We start from the raw sequence: 23,501 nt of genomic DNA on the forward strand, positions 1-23,501 counted from the left end.
CGAAGGGCCCGGTGCCGCCCCCTCGGTCGAGGGGGCGGCACCGGGCCCTCGCGGTGCCGGGTGCCGGTCAGCCGGTGTTGCGCAGGCCGGCGGCGATGCCGTTCACGGTCAGCAGCAGGGCGCGGGCCCGCAGCGGGTCCTCCGGGCGGCCGGTGGAGGCCTCCTCGCGCTGGCGGCGCAGCAACGCGACCTGGAGGTAGGAGATCGGGTCGAGGTAGGCGTCGCGGACGGTGAAGGTCTGCTTCAGCACCGGGTTGTGCTCCAGCAGTTCGCTCTCCCCGGTGAGGCGGAGCACCTCGCGCAGGGTCAGCTCGTGCTCGGCGGTGATCTGGTCGAAGATGTGGTGCAGCTCGGCGGGCACCAGCTGCTCGACGTAGTGGCGGGCGATCCGCAGGTCGGTCTTGGCCAGCGTCATGGCGACGTTGGACAGGAAGTTGCGGAAGAAGTGCCACTGGCCGTACATCTCGTCCAGGACGTCCCCGAGACCCGCCTCGCGGGCGGCGGCGAGGCCGGCGCCGACGCCGAACCAGCCGGGCACGATCTGGCGGGACTGGGTCCAGCCGAACACCCACGGGATGGCGCGCAGGCCGTCCAGGCCCGCGCCCGAGTCGGGGCGGCGGGACGGCCGGGAGCCCAGGTGCAGCGAGGCGAGCTGGTCGACCGGGGTGGCCGCGAAGAAGTACTTCGGCAGGTCCTCCTGCTCGACCAGGGCGCGGTACGCGGTGTGCGCGGCCGCCGAGACCTGGTCCATCGCGGCGTCCCAGCGGGCCAGCTCCTCGGGGGCCTGGCGCGGGGCGGTGTGCAGCGCCGAGGCGGACAGGGTGGCCGAGATGGTCAGTTCCAGGTTCTCCCGGGCCAGCGAGGGCAGCAGGTACTTGTCGGAGATCACCTCACCCTGCTCGGTGACCTTGATCTCGCCCTCCAGGGTGCCCCAGGGCTGGGCCAGGATGGCCTCGTGCGAGGGGCCGCCGCCGCGGCCGACGGTGCCGCCGCGGCCGTGGAAGAGCCGCAGCCGGATCCCGTAGCGGTGGGCGACGTCGCGCAGCCGGCGCTGGGCGCGGTGGATCTCCCACTGGGAGGTGGTGATGCCGCCGAACTTGGAGGAGTCGGAGTAGCCGAGCATGACCTCCTGGACGTCGCCGCGCAGCGAGACGAGCAGCCGGTAGGAGGGGTCGGAGAGCATCTCGTCCAGGATCCGGTCGGCCTCCTGGAGTTCGTCGGTGGTCTCCAGCAGCGGCACGATGCCGATCTTGGCGATACCGGCGTGCAGGTCGATCAGACCGGCCTCGCGGGCCAGCACGGTGGCGGCGAACACGTCGTCGGCGCCCTGGCACATCGAGATGATGTAGCTCTCGACGATCTCGTCGCCGAACCGCTCGAAGCCCTCGCGGATGGTGTTGAAGACGCCGAGGGTCTTGGTGCCCGCGGCGTCCAGCGGGGCCGGGGTGGGCGCGAGCGGGCGGCGCGAGCGGAGCTCCTTGGCGAGCAGCTTCTGCCGGTACTCGCGGGGCATGTCCGCGTAGCGCCAGGCCTCCTCGCCGAGCCGGTCGAAGAGCTGGCCGAGCGCGTGGTGGTGGGCCTCGGCGTGCTCGCGGACGTCCATGGTGGCGAGCTGGAGGCCGAAGGCCTCGATGGTGCGGATGGCGCGGGCGAGCCGCCCGTCGGCGATCAGGCCGCCGCGGTGGGAGCGGAGCGACTCCTGGATCAGCCGGAGGTCGGCGACGAGCTCGCGGGTGCCGAGGTAGTCGCGGCCCGCGATGTGCGGGGTGCCCTGGGCGAGCCGCTCGCGGGTGTTCTCCAGCTTGAGCCGGACGCAGGTGGCCTTGAGGCGGTAGGGCTCCTCGGCGTTCATCCGCTTGTAGCGCGGGCTCAGCTCGGGGAGCACGTCCAGGTCGGCGTGGAGCGAGGCGACCAGCTCGGCCGAGGCGCCGGCCAGGCGCTCGGAGGTGGAGAGCGAGTTGCGCAGGTCGTCGACGGCCGCCAGGGCGTCCTTGATGCCGTACTCGTGCTGGAGGTTCAGGACGTCCCAGGTGACCTGCGGGGTGACGTTCGGGTTGCCGTCGCGGTCGCCGCCGATCCAGGTGCCGAAGGTGAGCGGGCGGACGCCGTCGGGCAGGGTGAGGCCGACCCGGGCGAGCTCCTCGTGCAGCTCCTCCAGGACCTCGGGTACGGCCTCGCGGTAGAGCTCGTCCAGGTAGTAGACGGCGTTGCGGGCCTCGTCGGTCGGCTCCGGGCGGGCGATCCGCAGCTCGTCGGTCTGCCAGAGCAGGTCGATGACCTCGGCGAGGCGGCGGTCGGCCTGCCGCTTGGCGGAGGTGGTGCGGGCCTGGTCGGCGTGCGAGAGGCCGGCGGCGATCTGCTCGCGGTGGATCCGGTCGAGCAGCTCGCCGATCCGGCGGAGCTTGTTGAGGACGCTGCGGCGGGCGGCCTCGGTGGGGTGGGCGGTGAAGACCGGGCGGACGGCCAGGTGGGCCAGGGTGTTCGCGAGGTGCTTCGGGTCCGCCTCGCCGAGCTGGTCCGCGGTCTGGGCGAGCAGCGAGCCCTCGCGGGCGCGGCGGGTGGCCAGCTCCCGGCCGCGGTGCACCTGCTCGGTGACGTTGGCGAGGTGGAAGTAGGTGGAGAACGCGCGGACCAGCTTGGCGGCGGTGTCCAGGTCGATGTCGGAGAGCAGTTCGGCGGTGGCCTCGCCGTCGGTGCGGCTCAGCAGGCGGACCTGTTCGACCAGGCCCAGCAGCTGGGGGCCCTCCTGGCGGACCAGCGTCTCGCCGAGGAGGTCGCCGAGGCGGCGGATGTCCGCGCGCAGGGCTGTGTTGTCGGCGTCGGCGCCGGCGGGGCCGACACGGCTGGGGCTGTCCGCCGGGGTGGGGACCGGAGCGGTCACGGCTGGCTCCCTGTGGTGGTGGGGTTCGGCAACGGCTCATCGTCACAGCTCCGCACACGTGTGGCGGGTGTGACGCGTGCGGACCGCGCTGTCCGACGCGACCCAGCATAGGTGTCGGGGCGGTTGCTGTCCGCGAGGTGGCCGGATGGCGGACAAGATCACAGCCGGTTCAGGTGGTCTGGACCACTTGAAGGCCCGCCCGGGTGTCGGGGCGGAACCGGGTGGGGACGGGTCGGGGTTCACGCTTAGGCTGTGGGGCTATGAGCAAGTCGCCTGGGGAGCGCGAGCGGGACCGGTCGTTCTGGTGGTGGGAGCGCCGGCGCAGCGCTCTCCTGGACATCGGGCTGGCGGCGCTGGCGGCGCTGGAGTGCGCGGCCAGCGCGGTCGCCTTCCTGGCGCCCCGGGTCCACCTGGGCGTGGTGGCCATCGTCGGGGTCGCGCTGTTCGGCGCGGCGGCCGGCGCCACGCTGGTGCTGCGGCGGCGCTGGCCGGCGGTGCCGGTGCTGGTGGCCCTGGTGGCGATGCCCGGGATGCTGGGCGTGGTGCTGCTGACGGTATCGCTCTACACGCTCGCGGAGACCTGGGAGTGGCCGAGCCGGCGCCGGCGGGTGGTGGCGCTGTCCGCCCTGGCCTTCGCCGAGGCGGTCGGCGTGATGCTGGTGTCCATGCTCACCCCCTCCGACCTGACGGTGGAGCAGCCGCCGCTCTGGGGGCAGGTGCTGCTGTCGGTGCTGGTGGCCGTCGGCCTGACCGTGCCGCCGGTGGTCACCGGCCTGTACGTGGGCGCGCGGCGGCGGCTGATCGAGTCGCTCAAGGACCGCGCGCACGGCCTGGAGACCGAGCTGGACCTGCTGGCCGAGCAGGCCCGCGAGCGTGCCCGCCGGGCCCGGCTGGAGGAGCGGACCAGGATCGCCCGGGAGATGCACGACGTGGTGGCCCACCGGGTGTCGCTGATGGTGGTGCACGCCGGGGCGCTGGAGCGGATCGTGGCGAAGGACCCGGAGAGGGCGGCCCAGAGCGCCAAGCTGATGGGGGAGGTCGGTCGGCAGGCGCTGAACGAACTGCGCGAGATCCTCGGGGTGCTGCGGATGTCGGACGACAGCGCGCCGGAGCCGGACTCGCTGGTCGCGCTGCCCCGGCTGGTCGACCAGTCGAGGGCGGCCGGGATGGCCGTCACCCTGACCGTCAGCGGCAGCCGCCAGGAGTTCACCACCGAGGCCGAGCAGACCGCGTACCGGGTGGTCCAGGAAGGCCTGACCAACGCGCACAAGCACGCCGGTGGCGCGCAGGTCGCCGTGCTGCTCGCCTACGCGCCCAATGGCGTGCGGGTCAGCGTGGTGAACGCCTGTCCGGGCGGCGAGCGGACGGCGGCGGCGCTGCCCAGCGGGGGCAACGGGCTGATCGGGATGCGGGAGCGGGTGGTCGCGCTGGGCGGCACCTTCTCGGCGGGGCCGGAGGCGGACGGGGGCTTCCGGGTCGAGGCGGTGCTGCCGTCCAGGCTGGCCGTCCGGGCCGACCGGCTGGGGTGAGGCCGCCGGCCGGGCGGCGTCCGCCCGGCGCGGCGCGGGCCGGAGCGCTCAGCCCTCGTCGGCGGTGCGCAGCCGCTCGGGCGCGGTACCGAGGACGAGGGTGCTGATCGCCTGGTCGACGCCGTGGCCGAGGAACCACTCCCCGGTGTGGTCCAGGCTGTAGACCCGGCCCTCCTCGTCCACCGCCAGCAGGGCCTGGCCGTACGCCTCCTCGCCGAGCGGGGCGAGCCGGGTGTCCAGGGCGCGGCCGAGGTCGGCCAGGGTGCGCGGCTGGTGGAGCCCGCAGAGCGGGTCCACCAGGAAGGGCGTCCGGGCCAGCTGGCGCCCCGGGCCGTCGAGGTCGAAGGCGAGGCCGCCGAACTCGGCCCAGGCCTCCACCGCGGCCGGGAACACCGCGTGACCGACGCCGGCCGGGCCGCCGTACGCCGCCAGGGCGTCGGCCCACTCCTCGGCCTGGCGGATCTGCCAGCGGCCGGGGTGCCAGCCGGCCGCCTTGAGTTCGGCGGCGACATCGGCCGGAAAGCGCGGGCGGCTGCGCAGGGCGGACCCGCCGGACGTGCTCGGCGGGGGCAGCGGCGGACTGGGCGGGTTCAGGGCGGGCTCCGGCGGCTCGGGGACGGGGGGCGTACGCGGGTGCGCGGTCAGCGGGCGGGCGGCCCGACCGCGACGCTCCGCACGGCGAAGTGCTCCAGCAGCGGTACGCAGGAGCGGCAGGGCGGGGCGTGGGTGCCGTGCGCCGGGTCGTGCTCCTCGCGGATCCGTACGGTGGTCAGCCGCGAGCCCTTGAGCGCCTTGCGGGCCTCGGGCAGGCCCAGCGGCTTGCGGGCGGCGCGCTTGGAGCGCTTGGCGTCCACGACGGCCAGGTACTGGGAGAGCAGGACGGCCTCCGGGCAGCGGCCGGTGAAGCGCTCGCGGTGCTCCAGCGGCAGCGCGTCCAGGAAGTCGGCCACCAGGGGATGCAGGGCCGGGCGCCGGGCGGGCTTGTCGCCCGCCAGGGTGTGCACCTCGCCGCCCTTCAGCGACAGGGCGGCGGCGACGGCGGGCAGCAGGCTGTCGCGGAAGTGGCGCAGCACGGGCGGGCCGGCCGGTTCGCCGGTGGTCATACGTCGTCCTCCTCCTGTTCGTCCGCCGGTGACGGGACCGTGTGGGGTCAGTCCGGGGCAAGCCTGTCAAATGGCACCGACATCCGTACAACCGGGGGGCGACGGCCGGCCACCGGCGGGCCGGTGGGTACGCCGTGTCGGCCGGATCCGCACGCCGTCGTCACGACTCGTCCCCGGGTTTCCCGAATCCGCCTCCGGCCGGGGGCGGCGGCCGGTAGCGTTCCAGCAGCGAGCCAAGGGGGCGGCCGGTCCCTGGGGGGTTGATCGGCCGGTGCGGCAACTCCTCTGCTCGGTCTGGCCGTTGAGGCCGTCGGGGCAAGGGCGCCCCGGCGTCGAGCAAGGGGGGTCTTGCGATGACGGAGACGGAAACCGCGAACGAGGCGCCCGGCGAGCACGTGCCCACCCCGGGCGCGCCGCCGCAGCCCGCGCCCGCGCACCCGGTCGGGATCGCGGTGGTCGGCGCCGGCTACTGGGGCCCGAACCTGGTCCGCAACGCGCAGCAGACGCCGGCGCTGCGCCTGCACTGGCTCTGCGACCTGGACGAGGCCAGGTCCCGCCGGGTGCTGGGCGAGTACAGCACCGTCCGGTCCACCACCTCGTTCGCCCAGGTGCTCGCGGACGAGCGGGTCGGCGCGGTCGCGGTCGCCACCCCGGCCGCCGCGCACTACCGGCTGGCCCGGGCCGCGCTGGAGGCGGGCAAGCACGTCCTGGTGGAGAAGCCGATCACCACCTCCGCCGCGGAGGCCGCCGAGCTGGTGGCGCTCGCCGAGGAGCGCGGCCTGGTGCTGATGTGCGACCACACCTTCTGCTACACGCCCGTGGTGCGCCGGATCCGCGAGCTGGTGCACGGCGGGGAGATCGGCGACGTCCAGTTCTTCGACTCGGTGCGGATCAACCTCGGGCTGGTCCAGCCGGACGTGGACGTGCTCTGGGACCTCGCCCCGCACGACCTGTCCATCCTGGACTTCGTCCTGCCACCGGGCGTCGAACCGATCGGGGTCTCCGCCCAGGGCGCCGACCCGATCGGGGCCGGCCGGGCCTGCGTGGCCTATCTGACGGTCCGGCTGAGCAACGGCGCGCTGGCGCACTGCCACGTCAACTGGCTCTCCCCGACGAAGGTCCGCACGACGCTCATCGGCGGCTCGCGGCGCACCCTGGTCTGGGACGACCTCAACCCGCAGGCCCGGCTCGCGGTGCACGACCGCGGCGTGGACCTCACCCCGCCCGACGAGCTGACCGACGCGATCCGCCACCAGACGCTGATCTCCTACCGGGTGGGCGAGATGGTCGCGCCCGCGCTGGTCGAGCAGGAGGCGCTGCGCAACGTGATGGCCGAGTTCGCCGCCGCCATCACCGAGGGCCGGGCCCCGCTCACCGACGGCCGGGCCGGACTGCGCGTGCTGCAGCTGCTGGAGGCCGCCTCGCTCAGCCTGGAGCTCGGTGGCGCCACCGTCCCGGTCGGCGCCGGTCCCGACGAACTGTCCGACGCGAACGAGAGGGCCGCCGCGCGGTGAACGCTGTACAGATCGAGGGCTCCCGCTGCCTGGTCACGGGCGGGGCCGGCACCATCGGCTCCACCGTGGTCGACCAGCTGATCGCGGCGGGCGCCCGCGAGGTGGTCGTGCTCGACAACTTCGTCCGCGGCCGGGCGGCCAACCTGGCGTACGCCCGCGAGATCGCCGCACCCGGGCAGCTGCGGGTGGTGGACGGCGACATCCGCGACCGCGGCCTGCTGCGCGAGCTGCTGGGCCCCGGCACCGACCTGCTGTTCCACCTGGCCGCGATCCGGATCACCCAGTGCGCCACCGAGCCCAGGCTGGCCCTGGAGATCATGGTGGACGGCACCTTCGACGTGGTCGAGGCCGCCGCGGAGGTCGGCGTCGGCAAGGTGATCGCCTCCTCCACCGCCTCCGTCTACGGCCTCGCCGACGTCTTCCCGACGCCGGAGACCCAGCACCCGTACCACAACGACACCCTGTACGGGGCGGCCAAGGTCTTCAACGAGGGGCTGCTGCGCAGCTTCCACGCGATGGCCGGCCTGGACTACGTCGCGCTCCGGTACTTCAACGTGTACGGGCCCCGGATGGACGTCCACGGCAAGTACACCGAGGTGTTCATCCGCTGGATGGAGCGGATCGCCGCCGGGCAGCCGCCGCTGATCTTCGGCGACGGCGCGCAGACCATGGACTTCGTCTACACCGAGGACATCGCCCGGGCCAACCTGCTGGCCGCCGCGGCGCCCGTCAGCGACCGGGTCTACAACATCGCCAGCAGCACCGAGGTCTCGCTGCGAGGGCTGGCCGACGCCCTGCTCACCGCGATGGACCGCACCGACCTCGACGTCGAGCACGGCCCCGCCCGGGGCACCGCCGGCGGCGTGGTCCGGCGCCTGGCGGACATCACCGCCGCCGAACGCGACCTCGCCTGGAAGCCCGAACTGGGCCTCGACGACGGCCTGCGCAGGCTGGTCGCCTGGTGGCGCGAGCAGTAGTCCCCTCGTCTGCACGGCAGTTCGGAGTACACCTGTGTCCACCATCCCCGTCATGATCCCCTGGCTCGGCGAGGAGGAGGCCCTCGCCGCCGCCGAGGCCGTCCGCTCCGGCTGGGTGGCCCAGGGCCCCCGGGTCGCCGAGTTCGAGCGGGCCTTCGCCGAGCACCTCGGGGTACCGCACGCCGTCGCGGTCTCCTCCTGCACCACCGCCCTGCACCTGGCGCTGATCGGCGCCGGGGTCGGGCCGGGGGACGAGGTCGTCGTCCCCTCGTTCTCCTTCGTCGCCACCGCCAACGCCGTCACCTACGTCGGCGCCGTCCCGGTCTTCGCCGACGTGGACGTCACCACCGGCAACCTCACCGCCGCCACCGTCGAACCCCTGCTCACCGAGCGGACCAGGGCCGTGATCGCGGTCGACCAGGGCGGCGTCCCGGTCGACCTGGACGGGCTCCGCGCGCTGGTCGAACCGCGCGGGGCCACCGTGGTCGAGGACGCCGCCTGCGCGGCCGGCTCCGTCCACCGGGGCCGGCCGGTGGGCGGCACGGCGGCGCTGGCCGCCTACTCCTTCCACCCGCGCAAGCTGCTCACCACCGGCGAGGGCGGCATGGTCACCTGCCAGGACGGCGCGCTCGCCGCCCGGCTGCGCCGGCTGCGCGAGCACGGGATGAGCGTCTCGGCCGCCGACCGGCACGCCGCGAAGGACGGCGCCGGCCGGCTGGAGACGTACGACGAGATCGGCTTCAACTACCGGATGACCGACATCCAGGCGGCGATCGGCCTGGTGCAGCTGCGCAAGCTGCCGGCCATGGTCGCCCGGCGGCGCGAACTCGCCGAGCGGTACCGGGAGCTGCTGGCCGGCACCGGCGGCCGGCTGGTGGCCGACCCGGCGCACGGCAGCACCAACTACCAGTCCTGCTGGCTGCTGCTCCCGGACACCGCCCCCGACCGCGGGGCGGTGCTCGCCGACCTCGCCGACGCCGGCGTCTCCGCCCGGCGCGGCATCATGGCGGCCCACCTGGAGGCCCCGTACCAGGGCACCGCCCGGGTGCCGCTGCCCGCCACCGAGCTGCTCACCGGCCGCTCGCTGATCCTGCCGCTCTACCACGCGCTCACCGAGCGGCAGCAGGACCGGGTGGTCGGGGCCGTGCGCGCGGCGCTCGGCTGAACCGGCCCGGCCGGCCCCGCCCGTCCACGGCCACGGCCACGTTCACGGCCACGTTCACGGCCCGGGGCCGGGCCGTCGCCGCCGTCCGCCCGCTCCGATCCGCCGAGACACCCAGGGGGAGACCAGGATGAGCACCGATCAGCCCGTCGACGAGCCGGTTCCGCTGGTGGACCTGAAGGCCGCGCACGCCGAGGTGGAGGCCGAGGTCCGGGCCGGCTTCGACCGGGTGCTCGCCACCGGCGGCTACGTCAAGGGCCCCGAGACGGCCGGCTTCGAGGCGGAGTACGCGGCCTTCTCCGGCGCCCGGCACTGCGTCGGCGCCGCCAACGGCACCGACGCGCTCGAACTGGCGCTGCGCGCCCTCGACCTGCCGCCCGGCGGCGGCGTGGTGCTCCCCGCCAACACCTTCGTCGCCACCGCGGAGGCCGTGGTCCGGGCCGGGCTGCGCCCGGTGCTGGTCGACGCCGACCCGGACCACCTGCTGATCGACCCCGAGCGCGTGGCGGACGCGCTGCCCGGCGCCGTCGCGCTGCTGCCCGTCCACCTCAACGGGCAGCTCGCCCCGATGGGCCCGCTGCTGGAGCTGGCCGCCGGCCGGCCGGTGGTGGAGGACGCCGCGCAGTCCCAGGGCGCCCGGCAGCACGGCCGCGCCCTCCACGGGCTGGTCTCCGCCACCAGCTTCTACCCCGGCAAGAACCTCGGCGCGTACGGGGACGCGGGCGCCGTCGTCACCGACGACGACGCCCTGGCGGCCGCCGTCCGGCTGATCGGCGACCACGGCTCGGGCCGCAAGTACGAGCACGAGCGGTTCGGCTTCAACTCCCGGATGGACGCGCTGCAGGCCGTCGTGCTGCGGGCCAAGCTGCGCCGGCTGCCCGCATGGAACGAGGCCCGCCGGGCCGCCGCCGAGCGCTACCACCGGCTGCTGGCCGGGATCGACGGCCTCACCCCGCCGCGGACCGCGCCCGGCAACGAGCACGTCTGGCACCTGTACGCGGTGCGGATCGGGCCCGGCCGGGACCGGGACGCCGTGCTCGCCGCGCTGCAGGCCGCGGGCATCGGCGCCGGCGTCCACTACCCGGTACCCGTCCACCTCCAGCCGGCGTTCCGGCAACTCGGCCACGGCGCGGGCGCGTTCCCGGTCGCTGAGCGGGCCGCCCGGGAGCTTCTCACCCTGCCGCTCCACCCGCACATCACCGCGGCCCAGCAGGAACGCGTCGTGGAGACGCTGGCCGAGGCGCTCGCCGCCTGAGCCCCGGCGGGCCGGCGCGGTCCGGGCCCGCGGCCGCGCTCCCCGCCCGTGGCCCGCGGGCTGTCCGGTGTGCCCGGGCGGGGGGTCGTGGCCCGGGGGGACCCCCTACGCTGGTGTCCAGCAAGCGCACCGAATTTGCAGCAGCCAGTGGGGGCTCCCAGATGACGACAGGTCGGCCCGGCGTCGCCGCCGCGCCCAACGCGGCGTACGCAGGTCAGGTGGTGCAGTTCCCGGACCCGGTCCGCGCGGAGCGGCACCCCGCCGGGGTCAGGGTGGACGAGCACGGTCACCCGGACTTCGGTCCGTACGCGGCGGCCGCGGCCGAGGTGGCCGATCCGCCGGAGGGCTTCGGCGTCGACGAACTGCGGCTGACGGACTACGTCTCGGCCAATGCCGCGCAGTTCACCCAGGGCCATCCGCTCTGGGCCGACCTGGAGACCGCCGTGGCCACCCCGCCCGGCTGGACCTGGCACCACGCGGTCGGCCGGGCCGCGCCCGGCTGGCGGCGGATGGAGCTCGTCCCGGTCGAGGTGAAGGCGCTGCTGCGGCACCACGGCGGCCTGGCCACCTCCACCGCGGACCACACCCGCCGCGGCACCCGCCCCTTGCAGGAGCGCCGGCCGGTGCACTTCTCGCTCGCCCGGGACGGCGGCGACCCGATCGGCGTCCCCGAGGACCTGGTGCAGCGGGCCGAGGAGCGCCTCGGCTACCGGCTGCCCGGCGCGTACCGGACCTTCCTCAAGCTGGCCGGCGGCCGGGCCCCGGTCGGCGTGGCGCTCGACCCCGAGCTGGGGCTGCTGCTCGACCAGCCGTTCCTGACCCTCAGCGAGGAGTACGGGACGGAGGACGTCGTCTACGCCAACAAGTGCCTGCGCGACCACCTCACCAAGGACTACCTGGGCATCGCCTACGCCCAGGGCGGCATCGTGGCGCTCAAGGTGCGCGGCGACCGGGCCGGCTCGGTCTGGTTCTGCCTCTACGACGACGCCCGTGACGGCGGCGCCCCCGAGGCGCCCGAGGAGCGGGTCGCCCGGCTGCTGCTGCCCTGCGGCGAGGACTTCGACGACTTCCTGCTCCGGCTGGCCGGCAGTCCGCCGGAACTGGAGACGGTCGCGGAGCTGATGGTGGACGGCGGGTTCGCCCGCGCCGTGCCGGTGGGCTGACGTGGCCCGTACGGCTGCGGCGACGGTGGTAGCGGAACAAGCGGGGACGAAGGGGACAGGGGTGAACCGGGCGTGGTGACGTACACGCAGGCGCAGGAGCTCGCCGACGAGTGGATCAACGGCGGGGTGCCGCGTCCGCAGCAGCGCGAGGTACGGGTCCGGGAGTTCGACCTGGGCTTCGTCTGCTGGGCGGTGCAGCCCGCGGAGGGCGCGGCCGGTGGCTCCGGCGGCCCGGCGGACGGCTCCGAGGGCTCGGCGGCCCCGGGCGGCTCGGCGGGTGAGGCGCGGCTGGTGATCGCCCGGGACTCCGGCGCCAGCACGCTCTGGCCGGCGCTGCCGGTCAACGAGGTGGTCCGGCAGTACGAGGAGGTCTACGGACGGCCGGTCGCGGCCAATCCGGCCGGGGCGGCCAGGCCCGCGCCCGGGCCGGTGGAGGCGACGTCCTTCCTGCTCAGCCCGCCGCAGTGGCTCCAGGAGGCGGGGGCCGCGGCGATCGCCGCCGAGGCCGAACGGCTCGGCGCCCCGGCGCCCGCGCATCCGGCCCCGCCGGCTCCGGCACCCGCCGCCGCTCCGGCCGCTCCGGCCGCTCCGGTCGGTCCGGGCGGCTCCGAGGCGCCGCCGGTGCCGCCGGCGACCCGCCGTGCTGACCACGCCGCCGGTCTCCGAGCGGCCGGCCGGGGACGCGCCGACCATGCTCGCCCCGCCGCCCGGCCAGGGCGGCCCGCCCCCGGCCGCGCCGGCGGTCGCCCCGCCGGTGCCCGCCACGCCGCTCGCTCCGCCCGCCCCGCCCGTCCCGTCCCCGCCGGCCGCCGGTGCCGAGGCGGCGACCGTGCTGCTGCCCGACGGTCTGCGGACCAACGGCGCCGGTCTGGCCGGCGAGCCGCGGCCCGGCGCCGAGGCGGCCACCGTGCTGCTGCCCGAGGGCGGCTACGGGATGGCCCCGGTGCCCCCCGCTGCCGCTCCGGCGGTCGAGCCCGCCCCGACGGTGCTGGCGCGGCCGGACGCGATGCCCGGCCTGATGGGGCTGCCCGGCGCCCCGGGCCCGGGCGCCCCGGGCCCCGGTGCGCCGGCCGCGCCGGTGCCGCCGTCGGCCGAGCAGGCCCCGACCGTGCTGGCCTCGCCGGACGCGCTGCCCGGCCTGATGGGCCTGCCCGGTGCCCCCGGTCCGGGCGCGCCGGCTCCCGGTGGCCCGGCGATCCCGCCGGGCGGCCCCGGTGTCGAACACGCCGCGACCATGCTGGCCTCGCCGGACGCGCTGCCCGGCCTGATGGGCCTGCCCGGCGCCCCCGGTACCCCCGGCGCGCCCGCTCCGGCGCCCGACGCGTCGCACGGGGCGCGCGGTCGGAGCGCGGCGGCCGCCCCGCCGCCGCCCCCGCGCGGCCGCCCTGCGCGGCGGCACGGCCGCTCCGGGCGGAGCACCGGTCTCGCTCGGCCGGAGCGCGGCCGCCGCCCCGCCGCCGCCCCCGCCGGGCGGCCTGCGGCAGTCCTCGGGCACGGGTGCCCCCGCCGCGGCCGCGGGAGGTCGCGGCGCGGCCGGTGCCCCGCCGCCCCCGCCGCCGGCCGGCCTGCGCGGCCCCGCGGCCCCGCCCGCGCCACCCGCCGCCGGCCCGCCCGCCGCGCGGGGTCGCGTACGAGCGCACCCAGCTGGCGGGAGCGATCGACCCGGCGCTGCTGGGCGGTGCCCCGGCCGATCCCGGTACCCCGCCGTCCGGCGGCCCGGCCGTGCCGCCCCCGCCCGGCCCCGGCGCGGCCGGCTACGGCTACCCCGGCGCGGCCTCGCCGGCCGCCCCGGCTCCCGCCCCGGCTCCCGCCCCGGCCGCCGCCCCGGCGCCGGTCCCCGGTCCGCCGCAGGGCGCCCCGGTGCCGCCCGGTGTGCCGGCCGTCGGCCCCGGCTACTTCGCCGCGCTCAGCTACCGCGGCCCGGACGGCTCGGAGCAGAAGCTGCTGCACCGCAGCGAGCCCGGCACCCCGCACCCGGAGTGGAAGATCCTCCAGGACCTGCGCCGGCTGAACGTCCCGCCGGAGCAGGTCCTGGAGCTCTACACCGAGCTGGAGTCCTGCGACCTGCCGGGCGGCTACTGCAACCGGATGATCGCCGCCTCCTGGCCGAACGTCCGGCTCACCCACACCGCCGACTACGGCCGGGACCACCACTCCCGGCAGGCCGGCATGGCCCAGCTGCTGGACCACCTGGACGAGCTGCACCAGCTGGCCTCCGGCGCCCAGCGGGTCCGCCCGTTCCGGGTGCCGCCGCCCGCCCCGGGCAGCGTTCCGGTGCTGCCGCCGATCGCACCGCAGCAGCTCGGCCAGGAGGTGAGCCAGGCCTTCGGCCCGAACGTGTTCCACTTCGAGCAGCGCGCCGTCTCCCGCCAGGGCGTGCCCGAGCCGGTGGCGCAGACCCTGATGTGGGGGGGCCTGCCGCGCGAGTTCGGACCCTTCTTCTGGGCGCAGGCCCAGGAGGGCCGCCCGATCCCGACGCTCGCCGAGCTGGCCGCCGAGCGCGGACTGACCGGCGGCCCGGACTTCGGCGGCTACCTGGTGCTCGGCAACGACTACGGCCGCCAGCTCTGCGTGCAGTACGGCACGGCGCACGTGGTCGCGGTGGACATCGACGGAACCGGCGAGCCGCCCCGGTTCGTCAACAGTGGTGTACCGGAGTTCGTTCGCGCCCTGGCCCTGCTGGGCCGGATGTGGCGGCTGCGGTACGGGCTGACCCCGGACCAGGCCGGTCGCTGGACGACCGACTTCCAGGCTCAGCTCGCCGCGATCGACCCCGCGGCCCTGCAGTCGGCGGACACCTGGTGGGCCGTCCTCCTGGAGCAGTTCTGGGACGGCCTGCTGTAGCGGGCCGACGCGGATCCGTGCAGGTGGAAGGGGTCGTTCCGGTGTCCGGAACGACCCCTTCGGCGTGCCGTCGCGGCTCTGCCTCGTTGGGGTTTCGCCCTGATCTGCGCAAAATAGGTCAAGAGGATGGGTCTATTCGTCCATTCCTCGCCGCGTTCCGATCCGTACGGCGTCCGATTCCGGACCGCCTGCCGGATCCGGTTCCGGATCCGTCCGTTCCGTCCGATCATGGGCTCCGCAGCCCGCGACACGAGGGGAAGAGCCCATGAGCGATGCCGTCCCCCAGCACGGCTTCACCGCTGCCCGGCGCGGTTACGCGCCCGAGCAGGTCGACCGAGCCCTGACCGTTTTCACCGCCCAACGGGACGAGGCGTGGGAACGGCTGAGCGTGCTGGGCGCCGGAATCCGGGAGATGGAGCGGCGGCTGGCCGAGATCCGGCAGGCCGCCGCCGACGCTCCGGACCCGGACTACCAGGTGCTCAGCGAGCAGGCCGCCGGACTGGCCACGATGGCCGCGAACGAGGCCCGGGCGGTCCGGGAGGCCGCCGAGCGGTTCGCCGAGGACCTCCGCGACGAGGTCTACGAGGCCGGTCAGGCGCTCGGCCAGGCCGCCAAGGAGTACGCCGCCACCACCCGCGCCGAGGCCGACCAGGCCGCCCGGCGCACCGAGGAGCGGACCCGCGCCGAGGCCGAGGCGATCCGGGCCGATGCCGACCGCGAGAGCCGGGCCGTGCGGGACGCCGCCACCGGCCACGCCGCCAAGGTGCGGGTCGCCGCGGCCGAGGCCTCCGAGCTGGCCGAGGCCAAGCTCGCCGAGCTGCGCCGGGAGGCCGACGAGACCTTCGCGGCGACCGAGGCCCGGGCCGACGCCGAGGACGCCCGGATCTCGGCGACCGCGGAGCGCCGGGTCAAGGAGGCCGAGCAGTACCGGGAGACCGTGCTCGGGCAGATCAAGCAGTCCGACGCCGAGGCGCAGGCCCGGGCGGACCAGCTGATCGAGCAGGCCCGGCGCGAGGCCGAGCGGATCAACGCGGAGAGCGAGCGCGAGCAGCGCGAGTTCGCGGCCCGGCAGGAGACGGTGCAGCAGCACCTGGACCACATCAAGGGCACCCTCGCCTCGCTCACCGGCGCGGCGGTGGGCGCGATCGAGCCCGACCTGGCGGCCGAGACCCCCGCCGGGCCCGCGCCGGCGGTCGACTCCGAGGCGGACACCGGCGAGATCGCGGTGGCGAACCTGCGCAAGACCGTCGCGGTGGGCGGCGGGCAGCGGGCCGTCACCGAGGCGGCCACCGCGGTGCTGCCGGTCACTCCCGGCCCGGTGGGTCCCTTCGACGCCGCTCCCGACGATGCTGCCCCGGCCGCGGACTCCGCTCCGGCCGACTCCGCTCCGGCCGTCGCCGGCGCGGTCGCCACCGGGCCGGTCAGCCCCGGACCGGTCGCGCCCGGTCCGGTGGCGCCCGCCGCCCCGGCGGGGGTGCCGCCCCGGCCGAGCACGCCGCCGAGCACGCCGCCGAGCGGGTCGGCCGCGACCGCCGCCGACGAGGTGGCCGACGACGAGGCGGCCGACGCGCCGGGCCGGCCCGCCGAGGACGAGACCCGGATCATTCCGAAGATCGTGATCGTCGACGACGGCAGCGACTACGCCACCCCGAACACGGTGGGCCTCAACCGGCGGCGCTGAGGCACCGCGAGCGCCGGTCCCGGCACCGGGTGGCCCGGCGGCTCGTGACCCCGTGAGGGCCTCACGAGCCGCCGGTCACCAGCCGGGTGAGTTTCGCGTCCTGGGCCCTGACCGCCTCCTGCTGGGCGGTCAGGGCCTGCGCGTTCCGGTCGATCTGCTGCCGCTGGTAGCCGGCCAGCACGGCGAACCAGATCCCCGCCAGATTGCTCCGGGCCGTGCAGTCGGCGTCGGCGCGGGCCGTCGCCAGCTCGCCCGGGGTGATCTCCGCGACCGCCCGGTACCGCTCCGGCAGGGCCGCCGGGTCGTCGACGCGGAAGCCGGCGGCGGCCATGCAGGTGGACCACTCGCCGGTCGCCGCGGCCACCCGGGCGTCGCGGCCGGTCGCCCCGATCGATTCGTCGAAGAGCCGGCCGACCAGCTCGGCCCCGGGCCCCGGCGGCGAGCCGATCCGTTCCGCCGCCTGCCGATCGCAGTCGACCCGGGCCGCGTCGTAGGCCTCGGCCGGGCCGGCCGCCGGCGCGACGGGCCGGGGCAGCGCCCGCTTCGGGGGGTGGAACCCCTGGACGGCGGCGGCCTCGGCCCCGAGGTACCCCCAGGCGCCGGCCGGCAGGGCCGTCGCGTTGTCCGGGGCCTGCGCCGCCTGGAGGCCGTCGCCGCCGAAACCGGTGAATCCGGCCCGCTGCATGCAGGAGACGACCAGCATATTCCTGGCCTGAATCTCTTTCACGGCCACCTGGTCATTGGCCTGATAAGCGGAAAGCGGCAGTCCGGTCATTCCGGCGCGGCCGGATTCCGGGGGTTCAGGGGCGCCGATCGCGGGGGGCGTCGGCGCGGATTTCACCGAGTTCCCCCCGGTATCCTCGGCGCAGCCTGCGGAAATGGCCGACAGCACGGCCGCCAGGGTGATGGCGGCGAATCGTCCGAAATGTGGTGGACGTGCCAATCGTCTGCTCCGATCCTCGGGCACGGCAAGCTTGTTCGGACCCTAGCGCATTCCGCTCGACCCCGGCCCGGCGGCCCGTCCCGGGGGTTTCGGCTTGGCCGGAAATCAGCTGTTCGGCGACAGGCCCCCATGTAAATCTCTGGAGTCGCAACCGCTGTCGATGGAGGGGTTTCATGATTCGCCGCACAAATCCCGCAAATCCCCGCAGGGATCGCCGCACCGGAAATGTCCTGGCCCGCCGGATCGGTGCCCTCGCCGTTCTCACCGCCGCTGCCGCCGCACTGCTGCCGACGACCGGCGCGAACGCGGTGAGCCAGGTCGAATGCGGAAACCGCACCGATTTCGCGAAGGTGTACAACTACGGCTACAGCGGCCGGCTCTGCTTCGCGAATGACGGCTGGATGTCCGTCCGGGTCTACAACGTGGACCGGATCGACGCGGGCAACAACCGGGTCATCACCTATCTGGGGGGTGGCCTCGGCTCCTGGACCGTCTTCAACTGGGAGCAGTACGACTTCAACGGCAACCAGGGCCACCAGGTGACGATGTACGACATCAACCTGTCCCGCTGGTAGTCACCGGGGCCGGGGCGGGCCGGATCCCTTGTGCGCGGTGCCGGGCGGGTGCGGACGCCCGGCACCGCGTTCGCGCGGGCCGACCGGTCCTACAGCACCTCGACCGTCGCGCCCGAGAGCCGGCGGCGGCAGTCCAGCACGTACCGGGCGTGCGCGGTGACGGCCTCGTAGTCGAACTCGTCGTGGTCGGCGAGCAGCACCACCGCGTCGGCCCCGGCCAGCTCCTCCGGAGTCGCCTCGACCCGGCGGACGGCGGCGAACGGGTCGCCGTGCGGGTCCAGCTCGGCCGCCCGCTGCCCGGGGATCACCGGCTCGGGGACGTGCACCCCGACGACCACGTGCGGGTCGGCGGCCCGGACCTCGGCGCCCATCCGGGTCAGCAGCTCGGCGACCCGGGCGGCCGGGGTCTCCCGGGCGTCGCCGGTGTTCTTCTTGTAGGCGAGCCCGAGCAGCAGCACCCGGGAGCCCTTGACCGAGCGCTGCCGCTCGTTCAGCGCCTCGGCGAGCCGGCGCACCACGTAGTCGGGCATGTGGCTGTTCACGTCGTTGGCCAGCTCGACGAAGCGGAACGACTGGCCGAGCGCCCGCTCCACCCGCCAGGACAGGTAGGAGGGGTCGATCGGCAGGCAGTGCCCGCCGACCCCCGGCCCGGGGGTGAAGCGCAGATAGCCGAACGGCTTGGTGGAGGCGGCGTCGATCGCCTCCCAGACGTCGATGCCGAGGTCGTGGGCGAACATCGCCAGCTCGTTGACCAGCGCGATGTTCACATGGCGGAAGGTGTTCTCCAGCAGCTTGGTCAGCTCGGCCTCCTTGCAGGAGGAGACCGGGACGGTTCGCTCGACCAGCCGTCCGTAGAAGCCGTCGACCGCCGCCAGCGCCGCCGGGTCGATGCCGGAGACCACTTTCGGGGTGTTCTCCAGTCGCCAGGTCGGGTTGCCCGGGTCGATCCGCTCGGGGCTGTAGCCGAGGTGGAAGTCCCGGCCGGCGGTCAGTCCGGACCCCTCTTCCAACAGGGGCGCGAGCAGCTCCTCGGTGGTGCCCGGGTAGGTGGTGGACTCCAGCACGACGGTGGCGCCCGGGCGCAGGTGCTGGGCGAGCAGCCGGGCCGAGGCCTCGATGTAGGAGAGGTCCGGCACCCCGTCGCGCAGCGGCGTCGGGACCGTGATCACCGCGATGTCGAAGCCGGCCACGTCGGCCGGCTCGGCGGACGGCAGGTAGCTGCCGTTCTCCAGCAGCGGCCGCAGCCGGGGGGCCGGGATGTCCTCGACGTAGGACTCGCCGACGGCCAGCCGTTTGATCCGGCGCTCGTCCACGTCGTAGCCGACCACCTGATAGCCGACTTCGGCCGCCCGGACCGCCAGCGGCAGCCCCACATACCCCTGACCTGCGATGACAACGCGCATGACGAAGAACCCCCTCCATCGCGACGCCCCCTGGTCCCCGCCGGGGCATCCCCACACGGCCTTCACCACAGGGTAGGGAGCGGCGCCGGGCCGCGTGGCCTTTCGGCGAAGTGGGCGGAGCCGTGCCGCGCGGGCGGGCGGCGGCCGTTCAGGTGGTGGTGGCCGGGGTGGTGGTCGCGCGGGCGCGGAGGTCCGGTGGGTGGTGGCCGGGGGCGCGGTGCGGCGGCGGCGTGGCCGGGGTGCGCGGTGCGGCGAGGGCGCGGAAGGGGGGTGCGCGGCGGGGAACGGGCGCGCGGAGCGGGTGCCCGCGCACCACGAAAGAGGCCGAGACCCGTGGCGCCCTCCAGGAAAGGGCGCCACGGTTCCCGGCGCTTGGGCGGGCGCCCCCACCCAGGGTCGCCCGGCCTCGCACCCCCGACCCCCATCGGGTGTGCGACTGTGCCCTCCGCAGCCATCCCCCACGGTTGGGTGCGGCGGGCACAGTCACCATGGTGCGCGATCTCCATGGACGGCCAGTGACAGGAGTATGTCCAGTTCGTGGCGGATCGCGGAGGCGGAGCCGCAGCGTGCGGCCGGTGCTTCGTCCCCGTCCGGGCGCCGGCCCGGTCCGGCCCCGTGCCCGCCGCACCCGTCCCGCGGCCCCGCCGGGCCCGTGCGCCGCGTGCGTGTCGGCCCTGCGGCGTAGGCTGGAGACCCCCGGCCGCTCGGCGCGCCGGGCCGTTCGCGTTGCCCCGGCAGGCTGGTGCCGCCCGGGCGGCACCAGCCACGGCACGAAGAAGAGACTCCTGATGAGCCTGACCGGACTGCTCGATGTCGTCGCGCGGGACGCGGCGCTCGCCGAGGCGATCGAGGCCGCGACCGCGACCGGTACCGCGGCCGGCGCTCGCCACCACCTGGACCTGGTCGGCCCGCCCGCCGCCAGGCCGTTCGCCATCGCCGCGCTGGCCCGCGCGATGGCCGCGCAGTCGGCCGGGGAGCGCGGCCGCCCGGTGCTGGCCGTCACGGCGACCGGCCGGGAGGCCGAGGACCTCGCCGCCTCGCTCCGCTCGCTGCTGCCGCCCGACACGGTCGCCGAGTACCCGGCCTGGGAGACGCTCCCGCACGAGCGGCTCTCGCCGCGCTCGGACACGGTCGGCCGCCGGCTGGCGGTGCTGCGCCGGATCGTGCACCCGCGGGCGGACGACCCGGCCGCCGGACCGGTGCAGGTGATCGTGGCCCCCGTCCGCTCGGTGCTCCAGCCGCAGGTCAAGGGGCTGGCCGAGCTGGAGCCGGTGGCCGTCCTGCGCGGTGAGTCGCACGATCTGGAGGCGGTGGCCCGGCGGTTGTCGGCAGCCGCCTACGCCCGGGTCGAACTGGTCGAGAAGCGCGGCGAGTTCGCCGTCCGCGGCGGCATCCTGGACGTCTTCCCGCCGACCGAGGAGCACCCGCTGCGGGTGGAGTTCTGGGGCGACGACGTCGAGGAGATCCGGTACTTCAAGGTCGCCGACCAGCGCTCGCTGGAGATCGCCGAGCACGGCCTCTGGGCGCCGCCCTGCCGTGAGCTGCTGCTGACCGACGAGGTGCGGGCGCGGGCCGCCGAGCTGTCCGCCCAGCAGCCCGGGCTGGCCGAGATCCTGGACAAGATCGCCGAGGGCATCGCGGTCGAGGGCATGGAGTCGCTGGCGCCCGTCCTGGTGGACGACATGGAACTGCTGATGGACGTGCTCCCGCTCGGATCGGTGGCCGTGGTCTGCGACCCGGAGCGGGTCCGCACCCGGGCGGCCGACCTGGTGGCGACCAGCCAGGAGTTCCTGCACGCCTCCTGGGTGGCGGCCGCCGCCGGCGGGGACCGGCCGATCGACCTGGAGACGATCGACGTCTCGGCCGCCTCGCTGCGCTCGCTCGCGGAGGTGCGCGAGCACGCCGCCGAGATCGGGCTCCCCTGGTGGTCGGTCAGCCCCTTCGCGACCAGCGAGTCCAGCATCAGCGAGGTGCTGGAGTTCGACGTCAACACCCTGACCCTGGGCATGCACGCGGTGGAGGCGTACCGGGGCGACACCGCCCGGGCCATCGCCGACGCCAAGGAGCGGCTGGCCGCCGACTGGCGGGTGGTCATGGTGACGGAGGGCCACGGCCCGGCCTCCCGGCTCGCGGAGGTGCTGGGCAACGAGGGCATCCCGGCCCGGCTGGTCGCCGACCTCGGCGAGGCGCCGACCAGGGACGTCGTCTACGTCTCCTGCGGCTCGATCGAGCACGGCTTCGTCGACGAGGCGCTCAAGCTCACCGTCATCACCGAGACGGACCTCTCCGGGCAGAAGTCCTCCACCAAGGACATGCGCCGGATGCCCTCCCGGCGCCGCAACGCGATCGACCCGCTGGCACTGGCGGCCGGCGACTACGTCGTCCACGAGGCGCACGGCGTCGGCCGCTACGTCGAGATGGTGCAGCGCACGGTGCAGGGGGCCACCCGCGAGTACCTGGTGCTGGAGTACGCGCCGGCCAAGCGCGGCCACCCCGGCGACCGGCTGTTCGTGCCGACCGACCAGCTGGACCAGGTCACCAAGTACGTCGGCGGCGAGGCCCCCACGCTGCACCGCCTCGGCGGCGCGGACTGGGCGAAGACCAAGCAGCGGGCCAAGAAGGCGGTCAAGGAGATCGCCGCCGACCTGATCAAGCTGTACTCCGCCCGGATGGCCGCGCCCGGCCACACCTTCGGCCCGGACACCCCGTGGCAGCGCGAGCTGGAGGACGCCTTCCCCTACGCGGAGACGCCCGACCAGCTGACCACCATCGCCGAGGTCAAGTCGGACATGGAGAAGTCCGTCCCGATGGACCGGCTGATCTGCGGCGACGTCGGCTACGGCAAGACCGAGATCGCGGTGCGGGCGGCTTTCAAGGCCGTCCAGGACGGCAAGCAGGTGGCGGTGCTGGTGCCGACCACGCTGCTGGTGCAGCAGCACTTCTCCACCTTCGCCGAGCGGTACGCCAACTTCCCCGTGACGGTGAAGGCGCTCTCCCGCTTCCAGACCGACAGCGAGGCGAAGGCCGTGCTGGAGGGCCTGTTCGAGGGCTCGGTGGACGTCGTCATCGGCACCCACCGGCTGTTCTCCTCGGAGACCCGCTTCAAGGACCTCGGCCTGGTCATCGTCGACGAGGAGCAGCGCTTCGGCGTCGAGCACAAGGAGCAGCTGAAGAAGCTGCGGGCCAACGTGGACGTGCTGACGATGTCCGCCACGCCGATCCCGCGCACCCTGGAGATGGCGGTCACCGGCATCCGGGAGATGTCCACCATCACCACCCCGCCGGAGGAGCGGCACCCGGTGCTGACCTTCGTCGGCCCCTACGACGAGAAGCAGATCTCGGCCGCCATCCGGCGTGAACTCCTGCGCGAGGGCCAGGTCTTCTACATCCACAACCGGGTCGAGTCGATCGACAAGGCGGCGGCCCGGCTGAGGGACCTCGTCCCCGAGGCGCGGATCGCCACCGCGCACGGGCAGATGGGGGAGACCGCGCTGGAGAAGGTGGTCGTCGACTTCTGGGAGAAGGAGTTCGACGTCCTGGTGTCGACCACGATCGTCGAGTCGGGCATCGACATCTCCAACGCCAACACCCTGATCGTCGAGCGCGGTGACACCTTCGGGCTCTCCCAGCTGCACCAGCTGCGCGGCCGGGTCGGCCGTGGGCGCGAGCGCGGCTACGCGTACATGCTGTACCCGCCGGAGAAGCCGCTGACCGAGACGGCGCACGAGCGGCTGGCCACCATCGCCCAGCACACCGAGATGGGCGCGGGTATGTACGTGGCGATGAAGGACCTGGAGATCCGCGGCGCCGGCAACCTGCTCGGCGGCGAGCAGTCCGGGCACATCGCGGGCGTCGGCTTCGACCTCTACATGCGGATGGTCGGCGAGGCGGTGGCCGAGTTCCGGGAGTCGCTGTCCGGCGGCGGCGAGCCGGAGGAGGAGCCGCTGGAGGTCAAGATCGAGCTGCCGGTGGACGCCCACGTGCCGCACGACTACGCGCCGGGCGAGCGGCTGCGGCTGCAGGCGTACCGCTCGATCGCGGCGGTCAACTCGGAGCAGGACATCCAGCAGGTCCGGGACGAACTGGTCGACCGGTACGGCAAGTTGCCCGAGCCGGTGGAGAACCTGCTGCTGGTGGCCGCGCTGCGGCTGTACGCCCGCCGGTGCGGCATCGCGGACATCACGCTGGCCGGCGCCAACGTCCGGTTCGGGCCGGTGGAACTGCGCGAGTCGCAGCAGCTGCGGCTGAACCGGCTCTACCCGCGCAGCCAGGTGAAGGCGGCCGCCCAGCAGTTGCTGGTGCCCCGGCCGTCCACCGGGCGGATCGGCGGCAAGCCGCTGGTCGGGCGGGAACTGCTCGGCTGGTGCCGTGAGTTCCTGTCCGCGATGTTCGACGACCTGGCGGGGTCGAAGAAGTAGCGGCTTGCTCCGGCGGGTGTGCGGCGGCGGTCCCGGCGATGCGCCGGGGGCCG

The 23,501-nt window shown here is 75.1% G+C and carries 15 protein-coding genes; 10 read left to right on the forward strand and 5 right to left on the reverse strand.

What is annotated here, in order from left to right:
• Positions 1-67 precede the first annotated feature (67 nt).
• Positions 68-2,881: a phosphoenolpyruvate carboxylase gene (gene ppc, locus OG618_RS22430; RefSeq protein ID WP_380390979.1), complete on the reverse strand. Its 2,814-nt coding sequence runs from the start codon at positions 2,879-2,881 to the stop codon at positions 68-70.
• Positions 2,882-3,141: 260 nt separating this feature from the next.
• Between ppc and OG618_RS22435 the strand changes: the two genes are divergently transcribed.
• Positions 3,142-4,410: a sensor histidine kinase gene (locus OG618_RS22435; protein WP_329489322.1), complete on the forward strand. Its 1,269-nt coding sequence runs from the start codon at positions 3,142-3,144 to the stop codon at positions 4,408-4,410.
• A 48-nt stretch (positions 4,411-4,458) separates the two neighbouring features.
• On the opposite strand, the gene OG618_RS22440 is transcribed toward OG618_RS22435, so the two are convergent.
• Entirely contained in the window at positions 4,459-4,983 is a 525-nt protein-coding gene (locus tag OG618_RS22440; RefSeq protein WP_380390990.1) for an SUKH-3 domain-containing protein, read from the reverse strand.
• 68 nt (positions 4,984-5,051) lie between these two features.
• Positions 5,052-5,513, reverse strand: a complete 462-nt coding sequence (locus OG618_RS22445; protein WP_329489323.1) for a YwqJ-related putative deaminase — start codon at positions 5,511-5,513, stop codon at positions 5,052-5,054.
• A 353-nt stretch (positions 5,514-5,866) separates the two neighbouring features.
• Between OG618_RS22445 and OG618_RS22450 the strand changes: the two genes are divergently transcribed.
• The 7 genes from OG618_RS22450 to OG618_RS22480 all read left to right on the forward strand — a co-directional run bounded on the left by OG618_RS22450 (position 5,867) and on the right by OG618_RS22480 (position 16,109).
• Positions 5,867-7,027 (forward strand): Gfo/Idh/MocA family protein, encoded by a 1,161-nt coding sequence (locus OG618_RS22450; protein ID WP_329489324.1) that lies wholly within the window; start codon positions 5,867-5,869, stop codon positions 7,025-7,027.
• Entirely contained in the window at positions 7,024-8,004 is a 981-nt protein-coding gene (locus tag OG618_RS22455; protein ID WP_329489325.1) for an NAD-dependent epimerase/dehydratase family protein, read from the forward strand. The genes OG618_RS22450 and OG618_RS22455 overlap by 4 nt, the downstream gene beginning before the upstream one ends.
• A 34-nt stretch (positions 8,005-8,038) precedes the next feature.
• Positions 8,039-9,169 (forward strand): DegT/DnrJ/EryC1/StrS family aminotransferase, encoded by a 1,131-nt coding sequence (locus OG618_RS22460; protein WP_329489326.1) that lies wholly within the window; start codon positions 8,039-8,041, stop codon positions 9,167-9,169.
• 127 nt (positions 9,170-9,296) lie between these two features.
• Complete coding sequence (locus OG618_RS22465; RefSeq protein ID WP_329489327.1) at positions 9,297-10,421, forward strand: DegT/DnrJ/EryC1/StrS family aminotransferase; 1,125 nt, start codon at positions 9,297-9,299, stop codon at positions 10,419-10,421.
• Between the two features lie 161 nt (positions 10,422-10,582).
• The gene (locus OG618_RS22470; RefSeq protein ID WP_329489328.1) at positions 10,583-11,584 is read left to right on the forward strand and encodes an SMI1/KNR4 family protein; all 1,002 of its coding nucleotides are present in this window, start codon (positions 10,583-10,585) and stop codon (positions 11,582-11,584) included.
• A 1,536-nt stretch (positions 11,585-13,120) separates the two neighbouring features.
• A complete protein-coding gene (locus OG618_RS22475; RefSeq protein WP_329489329.1) occupies positions 13,121-14,428 on the forward strand; it encodes an SUKH-4 family immunity protein in 1,308 nt (435 codons plus the stop codon).
• A gap of 265 nt (positions 14,429-14,693) precedes the next feature.
• Positions 14,694-16,109: a cell envelope integrity protein TolA gene (locus OG618_RS22480; protein WP_329489330.1), complete on the forward strand. Its 1,416-nt coding sequence runs from the start codon at positions 14,694-14,696 to the stop codon at positions 16,107-16,109.
• A gap of 61 nt (positions 16,110-16,170) precedes the next feature.
• Here the strand turns inward: OG618_RS22480 and OG618_RS22485 are convergent, their stop codons facing one another.
• Positions 16,171-16,836, reverse strand: a complete 666-nt coding sequence (locus OG618_RS22485; RefSeq protein ID WP_329489331.1) for a hypothetical protein — start codon at positions 16,834-16,836, stop codon at positions 16,171-16,173.
• 389 nt (positions 16,837-17,225) lie between these two features.
• On the opposite strand from OG618_RS22485, the gene OG618_RS22490 reads away from it, so the two are divergent.
• Positions 17,226-17,627, forward strand: coding sequence for a beta/gamma crystallin domain-containing protein (locus OG618_RS22490; RefSeq protein WP_329489332.1), 402 nt, complete (start codon positions 17,226-17,228; stop codon positions 17,625-17,627).
• Between the two features lie 89 nt (positions 17,628-17,716).
• On the opposite strand, the gene OG618_RS22495 is transcribed toward OG618_RS22490, so the two are convergent.
• On the reverse strand, positions 17,717-19,030 hold the full coding sequence (locus OG618_RS22495) for a nucleotide sugar dehydrogenase (protein ID WP_329489333.1): 1,314 nt from the start codon (positions 19,028-19,030) through the stop codon (positions 17,717-17,719).
• 788 nt (positions 19,031-19,818) lie between these two features.
• On the opposite strand from OG618_RS22495, the gene mfd reads away from it, so the two are divergent.
• On the forward strand, positions 19,819-23,448 hold the full coding sequence (mfd, locus tag OG618_RS22500; protein WP_329489334.1) for a transcription-repair coupling factor: 3,630 nt from the start codon (positions 19,819-19,821) through the stop codon (positions 23,446-23,448).
• Positions 23,449-23,501: the final 53 nt, after the last annotated feature.

Origin of the sequence: Kitasatospora sp. NBC_01246 (assembly GCF_036226505.1) — a bacterium.
Classification (GTDB): domain Bacteria; phylum Actinomycetota; class Actinomycetes; order Streptomycetales; family Streptomycetaceae; genus Kitasatospora.

Bases quoted from the DNA above. Each gene is read 5' to 3' on its own strand.
- OG618_RS22465 (WP_329489327.1), top strand. From the start codon at position 9,297: ATGAGCACCGATCAGCCCGTCGACGAGCCGGTTCCGCTGGTGGACCTG.
- OG618_RS22435 (WP_329489322.1), top strand. From the start codon at position 3,142: ATGAGCAAGTCGCCTGGGGAGCGCGAGCGGGACCGGTCGTTCTGGTGG.
- OG618_RS22445 (WP_329489323.1), bottom strand. From the start codon at position 5,513: ATGACCACCGGCGAACCGGCCGGCCCGCCCGTGCTGCGCCACTTCCGC.
- OG618_RS22490 (WP_329489332.1), top strand. From the start codon at position 17,226: ATGATTCGCCGCACAAATCCCGCAAATCCCCGCAGGGATCGCCGCACC.
- OG618_RS22480 (WP_329489330.1), top strand. From the start codon at position 14,694: ATGAGCGATGCCGTCCCCCAGCACGGCTTCACCGCTGCCCGGCGCGGT.
- OG618_RS22495 (WP_329489333.1), bottom strand. From the start codon at position 19,030: ATGCGCGTTGTCATCGCAGGTCAGGGGTATGTGGGGCTGCCGCTGGCG.
- OG618_RS22470 (WP_329489328.1), top strand. From the start codon at position 10,583: ATGACGACAGGTCGGCCCGGCGTCGCCGCCGCGCCCAACGCGGCGTAC.
- OG618_RS22450 (WP_329489324.1), top strand. From the start codon at position 5,867: ATGACGGAGACGGAAACCGCGAACGAGGCGCCCGGCGAGCACGTGCCC.
- mfd (WP_329489334.1), top strand. From the start codon at position 19,819: ATGAGCCTGACCGGACTGCTCGATGTCGTCGCGCGGGACGCGGCGCTC.